Genomic DNA, 9,670 nt, shown 5'->3' with positions numbered 1-9,670 from the left:
CCGAGACCGGCCACCAGATGCTCCACACGATGTACGAGCAGGTGGTCAAACGCGGCGTCACGGTGTACGACGAGTGGCACGTGATGGACCTGGCCGTCACGGACGAGCCGGACCCGGCCGACCGGACCTGTCACGGCGTGGTCGCCTACGACATCCAGAGCGGCGAGGTCAGCGGCTTCCGCGCCGACGACGGCGTCATCCTCGCGACCGGCGGGATGGGACAGGTGTTCGACCACACCACCAACGCGGTCGCGAACACCGGCGACGGCGTCGCGATGGCGTACCGCGCGGGCGTCCCGATGGAGGACATGGAGTTCATCCAGTTCCACCCGACGACGCTGCCGTCGACGGGCGTCCTCATCTCCGAGGGCGTCCGCGGCGAGGGGGGGATCCTCTACAACAGCGAGGGCGAGCGCTTCATGTTCGAGCACGGCTACGCGAACAACGACGGCGAGCTCGCCTCCCGCGACGTGGTCTCCCGCGCCGAGCTGACCGAGGTCAACGAGGGGCGCGGCATCGAGGACGAGTACGTCCACCTCGACATGCGGCACCTCGGCGAGGAGCGCATCCTCGACCGGCTGGAGAACATCCTCCACCTCGCGGAGGACTTCGAGGGCGCCGACGGCCTGACGGAGCCGATGCCAGTCAAGCCCGGGCAGCACTACGCGATGGGCGGCATCGAGACGAACGAGCACGGCGAGACCGCCATCGACGGGCTCTACGCCGCCGGCGAGTGCGCCTGCGCGTCGGTCCACGGCGCGAACCGCCTCGGCGGCAACGCCCTCCCGGAGCTCATCGTCTTCGGCAAGCGCGCCGGTCGCCACGCGGCCGGGGAGGACATGGGCGAGGCCGAGATCCCGACCGGCAAGGAGGGCGAGTGGGAGCCGGCCGACTACGAGTTCGGGGTCGAAGTCGGCGAGACCGGCGGCCAGGGCCCCGCCGCGGCCGACGGCGGTGCGGTGGCGACGGACGCCGACAGCGTGCTCGGCGCCGCGGTCGACCGGGCGAAGGACCGCGTCGACGCGCTGCTCTCGCGGAAGGGCCGCAACCACGCGGAGATCCGCTCGAAGGTCCAGGAGACGATGACCGCCAACGTCAACGTGTTCCGCGAGGAGGGCCGGCTCGAAGAGACGCTCGGCGACCTCCGCGAGGCGCGCGAGGCGTACAAGGACGTGGCCGTCTCCGACCCGTCCCGGACGTTCAACACCGACCTGATCCACACGATGGAGACGCGGAACATCCTCGACATCGCCGAGGCGCTCACGATGGGCGCGCTCGCCCGCGAGGAGTTCCGCGGCGCCCACTGGCGGAAGGAACACCAGGAGCGGAAAGACGAGAACTGGCTGAAACACACCCTCGTCTCGTGGAACGACGGGGAGCCCGAGCTCTGGTACAAGCCGACCATCCTCGAAGGCGAGAACAAGACGTACGAGCCGAAGAGCCGCTCGTACTGAGCCGTCGACCGACGCGACTCTCGGTCAGGGTAACCGCCTCGGACGGACCGCGGTCCCGTCTGCGTCGTCAGTCGAAACGATCGCCGCGATCGAGAGCCCGTGCCGCTCGGACGCCGGATCCGCGGTCGTCGATTCGTCGCTTTTCGCTCGACTCGCTCCCGCTCTCGGTCGCTTCGCGAGTTTTCGACGATCGTTGTATAGGGGGTTTATTATCGTCGAACCCATCGCTTCGAACAAGATGATACAGACGAAGACCGCACGCACCGCGGCGCCGGCCCTGCCGCGGGAGCTGCAGTCGCCCCGCGCGAAGCTCGTGTACCTGTACCTGACGACGAACGGCGACGCCACCGTCTCGGAGATGGGCGAGTCGCTCGGCATGAAGAAGATCTCGCTGTACAGCATCCTGAAGACCCTCAAGCGGGAGGGAATGGTCGACTGCGACGGCGACACCTACGCGCTGAACTGACGCGCTCGACGAGGCGGGACCCGACACCGCGATCCCGCCGGCGGAGCGTTTAGGGGCTCGGAGGGCAGAGTATGCCCGTGGACGCGAATCAAGAGGAGTTCCGGAACCCGTTCGGGATGGACGCGGCGTGCGAGAACTGTCCCGAGCTGTGCGACGCGCGGGAGCGCGTCGTCCACGGGTACGGCGACGTCGGCGCCGAGTTTCTCGTCGTCGGGACCGGGCCGACGGCGGCCGCCGAGGCGAACGGCGTGCCGTTCACCGGAGCGGGCGGCGGCGAGCGGGTCCAGTCGATATTCGGTGACCTCGGGTTCGTCCGGTCGCCGCCGGACGCGACGGAGCCGGACGTGCAGAACCTGTTTTTCACGAGCCTGACGCGCTGTCGACATCCGGAGCGCGAGCCGACCGACCGCGAGGTCGACACCTGCGAGCCGTTCCTCAACGCGGAGATCCGAATGATCAACCCGCAGATCATCGTCCCGGTCGGGGACCGACCGCTCCGCGAGCTCGCGGTCGAGTACACGACGCGCCGGCCGGACTCCTTCGACGTCGACGCCGAGCACGCGACGACGATCCGGGGCCGCGGGTTCGAGCTGGTGCCGATGAAGGAGCCGGCGTCGATGACCGACGCCGAGGCGGACGCCTTCCGCGAACACATGCGCGAGAACGTGTTGAGCCGCGACTACCGGCAGACGAAAGGTCGTCGGAGTCGGTGAGCGCGCCCCCGCCGCGCGGTCGGGCGGTCAGGCGGTCGAATCGTCAAGTTCCTCGTCGTCGATCACGCCTCCGAGCAGATCGGTCGTCGCGTCGTCGCTGTCCGCGCCGAACGCGCAGTCGACGAGGATGTGCCCGCCAAGCGTCGACGGCGAGATCACCTGATCGGCGCCGGCGCGGCGGAGCTTGTCGACGTTCTCCCGCTGGGTCACCGCCGCGACGATCCGCACGTCGGGGTTGAGCTGGCGGGCGGTGAGGATCGCGAGGGCGTCGCGGGCGTCGTCCTCGGTCGCGGCGACGACCGCGCGGGCGCCGTCGAGGTTGACCCGTTCGAGCGGCTCCACGTCGCTGGGGTCCGCTGTGTACACCGGGACGTCGCGGTCGGCGAGCCGCCTGGCGGCCGTTTCGTCGGGGGTCACCACCGCGTACTCGACGCCGTCGCGGGCGGCGAGCTCTTCGAGAATCGGTTCCGTCAGGTCCCCGTAACCGAGCACGAGGACGTGGCCGTCGAGGAGGTCGATCTGTCTGTCGGTCATCTTTCCGAGCGCCTTGGAGAGCTGCGCCTCGATGGCGGGCGTGAGGAGGACCCCGAGCGCCACCGCGAAGGCGGCGACGTTCATCACGAGCGAGGAGAGCACGAACAGCTGAGCGATGTCGGAGGCGGGACCGGCCTGCGGGATCACGTCGCCGTAGCCGACCGTCGAGGCGGTGACGACGGTGAAGTAGAAGGCGTCGACGATCGTTTCGACCCCGCTGAACTGGTCGCGGAGCGCGTACGTGCCGACCGTCCCGTACGAGATCGCGGTCACCAGGGCGGCGCCCGCCGCGAGCTGGGTCGGCGAGGGGGAGAAGTCCCTGTCGAACCGCCCGCGGTTGTACGCGAGCGCGGGCATCGACAGGATCGACAGCGCCACCAGCGGGAAGGACACCACGGACGCCTGCATGAGCCCCTGGACCGCCGTCAGCGGGAGCAGGACCGCGGTGGAGTACCAGCCCACTCGATACCCCTTCTTCAGCGCGAAGCCGCTCCCCAGCATCGAGAAGCCGGTGATCGTTCCCGTGAACCCGACCGTCTGGCGGACGACGTCGGGGACGTAGGGGGCGAGCGGCCCGGAGACCCCGAGCCCGCCGATCTGGGCGAGCCCAGCGAGGATCGACAGGACCGCGACCGCGAACGTCAGGGCGATGGATGCCCGCACGGTCACCCAGTCACGGGTCAGCTCCATACCGGCCCGTCGCCGACGCCGAACTTAAACCCCGCGAGGGCGGGACGGCGTCGTGGAGGGTCGCCTCGACGGCGACCGCGACGCGGCCCCCGCGCCGACAGGCGTTTAAACGCCCCGCCGAGTGTGAGCCGTATGTCACTGCCCGTCGAGATCGTCTTCGGGATCTACCTCGGGATCATCACGGGGATCGTCCCCGCGCTGGTCTCCGGGGTGCTCGGCTTCGTGTTCAAGTACGTCACCGGGGTGACGATCCCCGGGCTCGGGGTCGTCGTCCTCGCGCTCGCGATCGCCGGCATCAACGGCGGGCTGCTCGCGCTTAACGACGAGACGATCCGGTCGTCGGAGCGCGCGCCGGCGATCCTCACGGCCATCGTGGTCGTCCTGATGATCTCGCTGTACGCGCACGCCAAGGGCGACACGCTGGGCGCCAGCGCCCCGAAGCGGCTCTCGCTCCAGCAGCTCCGGGACCGGACGCTCTCGACCGACGTCGTCGAGCTGGTCGGCGGCCGCGGGCGGGTCACCGTCGAGGTCGCCGGCGAGGTGAGCGACATGGAGGGGTACCCGCCGCTGCCGGCCGAGACCCGCCGCGCGATCGTCGACGGCGACTGGATATTCCCGGCCGACCTCCCGCTCGCCGAGCTGGAGGACCGCTTCGCCGAGCGGCTCCGGACCGAGCTCGACCTGGCGGACGTCGCCGTGCGGATCGACGAGCGCGCCAACGCGACGGTGGCCGCGGCCCCGCCGACCGGCGCGCTGTCGAAGCGGGTCCCACAGGGGAAGCGCGCGGTGTCGGTGCCCGCGCTCGTCCCGACCGGGATCGCCCGCGGCGACGTCGTGCGCGTGATCGCGTCCGACCTCAGCGTGGACGGGACGGTGCTTGCCGCCCGGACGAGCGGGAAGCCGGAGCCGGGCGCCGTGGACCGGTCACAGGCGACGGCGCTCCTCGGCGCGGGCCGCGGCCGGGTCCTCGTCCTCTCCCGCGGCACGCGCCGGGAGTACGAGTTGACGACGCTGCTGCGGCGGACGGGGAAGCGGTTCCGAAAGGTGTCGGTCGTGGCCGGCGGTCCACTCGACGGCCACACCATCGGCGAGGTCGGCGTCCGGGAGGCGTACGACGTCGCCGTCCTCGCGGCGCGCCACGACTCGTGGACGATCGCGCCGAGCGGCTCGCAGCCCCTCTCGGCAGAGGACCAGCTGTTCGTCGTGGGGAGCCGCGACGCGCTCGACCGGTTCGCGGAGGTCGCGAGATGACCGCGACAGCGGGGGCGGTCGGGCCGATCGCCGCGGGGCTCGGCGGGCTTGCGAGCCCCCTCGTCGCGGTCGCGGCGCCCGCGGTCGACGTCGGCTTCGCGCGGCCCCGACAGGCGGCGGTCACGCTCGTCACGTTCGCGGTCCTGTCGGTCCTCGTCGCGGGCGCCGCGGCGCTGACGTACCGCTGGTACTTCCGCGGCGAGATCCCCGAGGGGGTCGCGGTCCTGCTCGGCGTCTCCGTCGTCGCGCTGTACCTCAACACCACCTCGCTGGGCGCCATCGCGGTCGGGGAGAGCCCGTCGCTGCTCGAACCGGAGAGCGTCTTCTTCAACGTCGTCTCGCTGGGCGTCGCGGCGGTGACCGCTCCCGGCGGTCGGTACGCCGGCGACCGGCTCGCGGTCGACGTGTTCGCGCTCTCGGGCGCCAGGCAGTTGGAGGGGGAGCTGAGCGGGATCGTCCGGGCGGTCGGGCGGTTCACCGCCGTCACGCTCCCGCCGGCGGAGGAGATCGAGGACATGGACACCTACGACCCGGTGTCGCCGGAGAAGAAGGCCGAGATGGCCGGGAAGACGCTGCTGTTCGCGCGGAAGCTCTCCGGCGAGGAGCTCCGCGAGCGGCTCGTCGCGCGGGTGAAAAGCGACCACGGCGTCGGCTACGTCGACGTCGACGTCACCGGCGACGGCGAGATCGAGTACTTCGCGGTCGGCTCCCGCGCGGCGGGGCTCGGGCCCACGCTCGCGCCGGGGTCGGCCGCGGTCGCCGTGGCGGCGGACCCGCCGAACAACGCGACCGCCGGCGACGCGGTCCAGCTGTGGCGGACCGACCCGGAGCCGAAGCGCGTCGCCACCGGCGAGCTCCGGGGCGTCGCCGGCGACGCGGCGACCGTCGCGCTCGACGAGTCCGACGCGGAGCGGCTCGCCGAGGAGGAGTCGTACCGGATCGTGACGCTGCCGGCGGAGCCGCAGGCCGACCGGGAGTTCGCCTCGCTGCTCCGGAACGCCGACGAGACGATGGCCGCGATCGCGGTCGGCGCCGGGAGCGCCCTCGCCGGGAGCACCGTGGGCGACGTCGAGGTCGTCGTCGCCGCCGTCCGACCCGAGAGGGGAGCGGTCCAGCCGATCCCGCCGCGGTCGTACACCCTCGCCGCCGGCGACCTGGTGTACCTGGTCGGTCGGCCCGACGCGATCCGCCGGTTCGAGGGCGACGCCGCCGGCGGGCGGGCGGACCCGTCGGCCGCCGTCCCCTCGCCCGAGTCCGACGACGGCGATGCCGACGTAGCCGACGCCGAATCCGGCGACCCCGAGTCCGGCGACGCTGACACCGACTCCGAATCGGGCGACGGGACGCAACGCTCTTGAGGCGTCCGTGCGGGGCCCACGTATGGAGTGGAAGCTGTTCGCGGACCTCGCTGAGATCGCCGGCGGCCGCGCCGTCGAGGTGGAGGCGTCGCCCGGCGAGACGGTCGGCGACGCGCTCGACGCCCTCCTCGACGCGCACCCCGACCTCCGGGACCGCGTGCTCGACGACGGGGCGGTGGCCGACCACATCAACGTCCTCCGGAACGGCCGGAGCGTCCGCGACGACGATGGGCTGGAGACGACGCTGGAGGCGGGCGACGAACTGGCGCTGTTCCCGCCGGTGAGCGGGGGCTCGACCGAGCGGTAGATCGGTCGTTTCAAACGGTCGCCCGCCGCATCACTCGACATGAGTGACGGCGACGACGGTGAGGGAGACGAGGGCGGGGAGCACGACCGACACGACCGCGCCGGCGACCCCAACCGCGAGGAGTTCCACGAGGACCCGGTCGGACACACTCGCGCGACGGCCGACATGACGGTCGGCCAGCTCGTCGAGGGGTACGGCGACGCCGGGATCGGCGCGGCGTCGGTCAACGAGGCGGGCGACGTGCTGGCGGAGATGTTCGCGAACGAGGACTGCACCGTCTTCCTCTCGCTGGCGGGCGCGATGGTCCCGGCCGGGATGCGTCGGATCGTCTCGGACCTGATCCGCGACGGCTACGTCGACGCGCTCGTGACGACGGGTGCGAACCTCACCCACGACGCTATCGAGGCCATCGGCGGGAAACACCACCACGGCCGGACCCACGACCCGGAGAAGAGCCTCCGCGAGCACGACGAGGGGCTCCGCGACGAGGGCGTCGACCGCATCTACAACGTCTACCTCCCGCAGGAGCACTTCGCCGCGTTCGAGGGTCACCTCCGCGAGGAGGTGTTCCCAGCGCTGGAGGCCGACCCCGACGCGGAGGGCGCCGACGCCGTCTCGATCGCCGATCTCACGCGCGAGCTCGGCCGCGCGAACGCCGCGGTCAACGAGCGCGACGACGTGGCCGAGGACCCCGGCGTCGCGGCCGCGGCGTACGACTGCGACGTCCCCGTCTACTGCCCCGCCGTGCAGGACTCGGTGCTTGGGCTCCAAGCGTGGATGTACGCGCAGACGGCCGACTTCACGCTCGACGCCCTCGACGACATGACGGAACTGACCGACCTCGCGTTCGAGGCCGACGACGCCGGCTGCTTGCTCGTCGGCGGCGGCGTGCCGAAGAACTTCACCCTCCAGACGATGCTCGTCACGCCGCGCGCCTACGACTACGCGGTCCAGATCACGATGGACCCGGAGGCGACCGGCGGGCTCTCCGGCGCCACGCTCGAAGAGGCCCGGTCGTGGGGGAAACTGGAGAAGGACGCCCGGAACGCCTCCGTCTACGGCGACGCGACCGTGATGCTGCCGATGCTCGTCGCCGCCGCCCGCGAGCGCGTGGAGTAGTACTGATGAATAGTAATTACATGTAATTAGATTTTTCACCCGGGAGCCACTAATCCGGCGTAATGGCCGACTACACTACCATCTCGCTGCGGAAGGATTTCGTCGCCGACGTCGAAGAGTACATCGAAGACGAACCGTTCGGCTCCGTGAAGGAGTTCGTGAAACACGTCGCCGTTCAGGAGATGGAGTCGGACGACGAGATCAGCGAGGCGGAGGCCCGTCGGATCGGACAGCGGCTTCGAGATCTGGGGTACGTGGAGTGATGAGCGTGGCCGACGGCAGCGCGGTCGACCTGCCCGATCGGGTGACGCGGGCGGACGCGATCCTCGCGGGCATGCCGCTGCTGTTCGCCGGCGGGTACGGCGTCGGCGCGGCGGTGTTCGGCGGGTGGGTGGCCGCCACCGCGAACGCGTCGCTGGCGTGCGCGGTGCTGATGCTCGACGCGATCGTGCGGAATCCGCCGCGCGCTCAGTGATCGGGGGCGGCGACGCGGGGACGTCACTCGCTTCTCGACTCCAGCCCGACCGCCTCGGCCAACAGCGCGTGCGACGTCAGCGCATCGTCGTGGTCTGGCACCGCGTGTTGGATCATCACCTCGTCGACGCCGACGCGGTCGGCCAACTGCTCCAACACACTCGCCATCGTCTCCGGGCTCCCGGACACCGATCGCGGCCACTCGTCGGCGTCGCGGGGGTCGGCTCCGGGACCCCCCCGAGCTCGTCTATCGCCTCTTCAACGCTCGGCGTCGAGTCCCCGAGCTCGCCGCGTCGCATCCGCCTGAACGTCGCCTCGGCGGGCGCGCGACGCCGCGCCGCGGCCGCGTCGGTCTCGGCGGCGACCGCGTTGACCGCGACCATCCCCGTCGGCTCGTCGGGGCCGCCGGGGAGCGCGCCGGGCTCGAACGCCTCGCGGTAGGCCGCGAACGCGCGCTCCGCGAATCCGGGCCTGATGAACCCGGCGAAGCAGTACCGGAGCCCGAGCGCCCCGGCGATCTCCCCGCTCGCCGGGCTCGACCCGAGCACCCAGGGGACCGGCGGGCCGTCTCCGGAGCGCGGGACGCCGAGGTCGGCGTACTCGTGGCCGTCGGGGTAGTCGTCGTAGAGGTGGCTCACGAGCGCGCGGATCCGCTCCTCGTGGTCCTCGTTCGGAGTCTCGACGCGGCGGCTCGTCCCGAGCGCGCGGTCCGCGGCCGCCGGGCCGTTCGCCCGACCGACGCCGACGTCGACGCGGCCGGGGGCGAGACCGTCGAGCGTCCCGAACTGCTCCGCGATCTTGAACGGGCTGTAGTGATTGAGTAGAACGGCGCCGCTGCCGAGCCGAATCGCGTCGGTCGCCGCCGCGAGCCGGCCGAGGAGCACCTCCGGGGTGGTCCCCGCGAGGCGGTCGGTCCGGCCGTGGTGTTCGGCGACCCAGAACCGCGTGTAGCCGAGTCGCTCCGCCTGCTCGGCGGCCGCGACCGTGTTCGCGAAGGCGTCGGCGGCGGTCCCGTCCGCGGGGACCGGCGAGAGGTCGACGATGGAGAGGTCCATGTCCGCGCTCGGCGACCCCCGGTCGTAAGGGTTGGGCCGGCGGCGGGATCGTGGGGTTCGAAAGGGGCAGTCGCTACGGGGTCAGCGCCGAAACGAGAGATCAGAGGGAGCGTCGTCAGTTGTCGCCGGTCTTCGACTGCCACGCGTAGTCGCGGCGCTTCGCGGACTTCCCGAAGCCGCAGGAGGAGCAGCGCTCCTTCTTGACGTGGTAGGACTTCTCGCCGCAGCGGCGGCACTTCACGTGAACCG

General features: G+C 71.5%; 11 protein-coding genes and 1 pseudogene. 9 read left to right on the top strand and 3 right to left on the bottom strand.

Features of this window, described 5'->3' with window-relative positions; all coding sequences use genetic code 11:
- From SD626R_RS09000 to SD626R_RS08990, 3 genes are all read left to right on the top strand, one after another.
- Positions 1–1,454: FAD-binding protein (locus tag SD626R_RS09000; RefSeq protein ID WP_092565847.1), on the top strand; the 1,454-nt coding region annotated here is incomplete at its 5' end.
- Positions 1,455–1,692: 238 nt separating this feature from the next.
- Positions 1,693–1,920: a helix-turn-helix domain-containing protein gene (locus tag SD626R_RS08995; RefSeq protein WP_092565841.1), complete on the top strand. Its 228-nt coding sequence runs from the start codon at positions 1,693–1,695 to the stop codon at positions 1,918–1,920.
- A gap of 77 nt (positions 1,921–1,997) precedes the next feature.
- Positions 1,998–2,633, top strand: a complete 636-nt coding sequence (locus SD626R_RS08990; RefSeq protein ID WP_092565839.1) for a uracil-DNA glycosylase — start codon at positions 1,998–2,000, stop codon at positions 2,631–2,633.
- 27 nt (positions 2,634–2,660) lie between these two features.
- On the opposite strand, the gene SD626R_RS08985 is transcribed toward SD626R_RS08990, so the two are convergent.
- Positions 2,661–3,857, bottom strand: coding sequence for an NAD-binding protein (locus SD626R_RS08985; RefSeq protein ID WP_092565837.1), 1,197 nt, complete (start codon positions 3,855–3,857; stop codon positions 2,661–2,663).
- A gap of 132 nt (positions 3,858–3,989) precedes the next feature.
- Here SD626R_RS08985 and SD626R_RS08980 point away from each other — a divergent pair, with 132 nt between their 5' ends.
- The 6 genes from SD626R_RS08980 (at position 3,990) to SD626R_RS08955 (ending at position 8,367) form a co-directional block, all read left to right on the top strand.
- The gene (locus SD626R_RS08980) at positions 3,990–5,108 is read left to right on the top strand and encodes a potassium channel family protein (RefSeq protein ID WP_092565835.1); all 1,119 of its coding nucleotides are present in this window, start codon (positions 3,990–3,992) and stop codon (positions 5,106–5,108) included.
- Positions 5,105–6,466: a TrkA C-terminal domain-containing protein gene (locus tag SD626R_RS08975; RefSeq protein ID WP_092565833.1), complete on the top strand. Its 1,362-nt coding sequence runs from the start codon at positions 5,105–5,107 to the stop codon at positions 6,464–6,466. Before SD626R_RS08980 ends, SD626R_RS08975 begins: the two co-directional genes overlap by 4 nt.
- A 22-nt stretch (positions 6,467–6,488) precedes the next feature.
- On the top strand, positions 6,489–6,773 hold the full coding sequence (locus SD626R_RS08970; RefSeq protein WP_092565831.1) for a ubiquitin-like small modifier protein 1: 285 nt from the start codon (positions 6,489–6,491) through the stop codon (positions 6,771–6,773).
- A gap of 39 nt (positions 6,774–6,812) precedes the next feature.
- On the top strand, positions 6,813–7,892 hold the full coding sequence (locus tag SD626R_RS08965) for a deoxyhypusine synthase (RefSeq protein ID WP_092565829.1): 1,080 nt from the start codon (positions 6,813–6,815) through the stop codon (positions 7,890–7,892).
- 62 nt (positions 7,893–7,954) lie between these two features.
- Positions 7,955–8,155: a hypothetical protein gene (locus SD626R_RS08960; RefSeq protein ID WP_092565827.1), complete on the top strand. Its 201-nt coding sequence runs from the start codon at positions 7,955–7,957 to the stop codon at positions 8,153–8,155.
- Positions 8,155–8,367, top strand: coding sequence for a DUF8015 family protein (locus SD626R_RS08955; RefSeq protein ID WP_241996650.1), 213 nt, complete (start codon positions 8,155–8,157; stop codon positions 8,365–8,367). The genes SD626R_RS08960 and SD626R_RS08955 overlap by 1 nt, the downstream gene beginning before the upstream one ends.
- Positions 8,368–8,390: 23 nt before the next feature.
- On the opposite strand, the pseudogene SD626R_RS08950 reads toward SD626R_RS08955, so the two are convergent.
- Positions 8,391–9,421, bottom strand: a pseudogene (locus SD626R_RS08950) (MsnO8 family LLM class oxidoreductase).
- Positions 9,422–9,536: 115 nt separating this feature from the next.
- Positions 9,537–9,670 (bottom strand): 50S ribosomal protein L37e (locus tag SD626R_RS08945; RefSeq protein WP_141651428.1); only part of this gene is annotated, 134 nt, incomplete at its 5' end.

It is taken from the genome of Halorubrum sp. SD626R, assembly GCF_001261915.1.
Classification (GTDB): domain Archaea; phylum Halobacteriota; class Halobacteria; order Halobacteriales; family Haloferacaceae; genus Halorubrum.
This window is presented reverse-complemented; position numbering and strand designations above follow the sequence as displayed.

Bases quoted from the DNA above. Each gene is read 5' to 3' on its own strand.
- SD626R_RS08995 (WP_092565841.1), top strand. From the start codon at position 1,693: ATGATACAGACGAAGACCGCACGCACCGCGGCGCCGGCCCTGCCGCGG.
- SD626R_RS08975 (WP_092565833.1), top strand. From the start codon at position 5,105: ATGACCGCGACAGCGGGGGCGGTCGGGCCGATCGCCGCGGGGCTCGGC.
- SD626R_RS08965 (WP_092565829.1), top strand. From the start codon at position 6,813: ATGAGTGACGGCGACGACGGTGAGGGAGACGAGGGCGGGGAGCACGAC.
- SD626R_RS08985 (WP_092565837.1), bottom strand. From the start codon at position 3,857: ATGGAGCTGACCCGTGACTGGGTGACCGTGCGGGCATCCATCGCCCTG.
- SD626R_RS08960 (WP_092565827.1), top strand. From the start codon at position 7,955: ATGGCCGACTACACTACCATCTCGCTGCGGAAGGATTTCGTCGCCGAC.
- SD626R_RS08970 (WP_092565831.1), top strand. From the start codon at position 6,489: ATGGAGTGGAAGCTGTTCGCGGACCTCGCTGAGATCGCCGGCGGCCGC.
- SD626R_RS08955 (WP_241996650.1), top strand. From the start codon at position 8,155: ATGAGCGTGGCCGACGGCAGCGCGGTCGACCTGCCCGATCGGGTGACG.
- SD626R_RS08980 (WP_092565835.1), top strand. From the start codon at position 3,990: ATGTCACTGCCCGTCGAGATCGTCTTCGGGATCTACCTCGGGATCATC.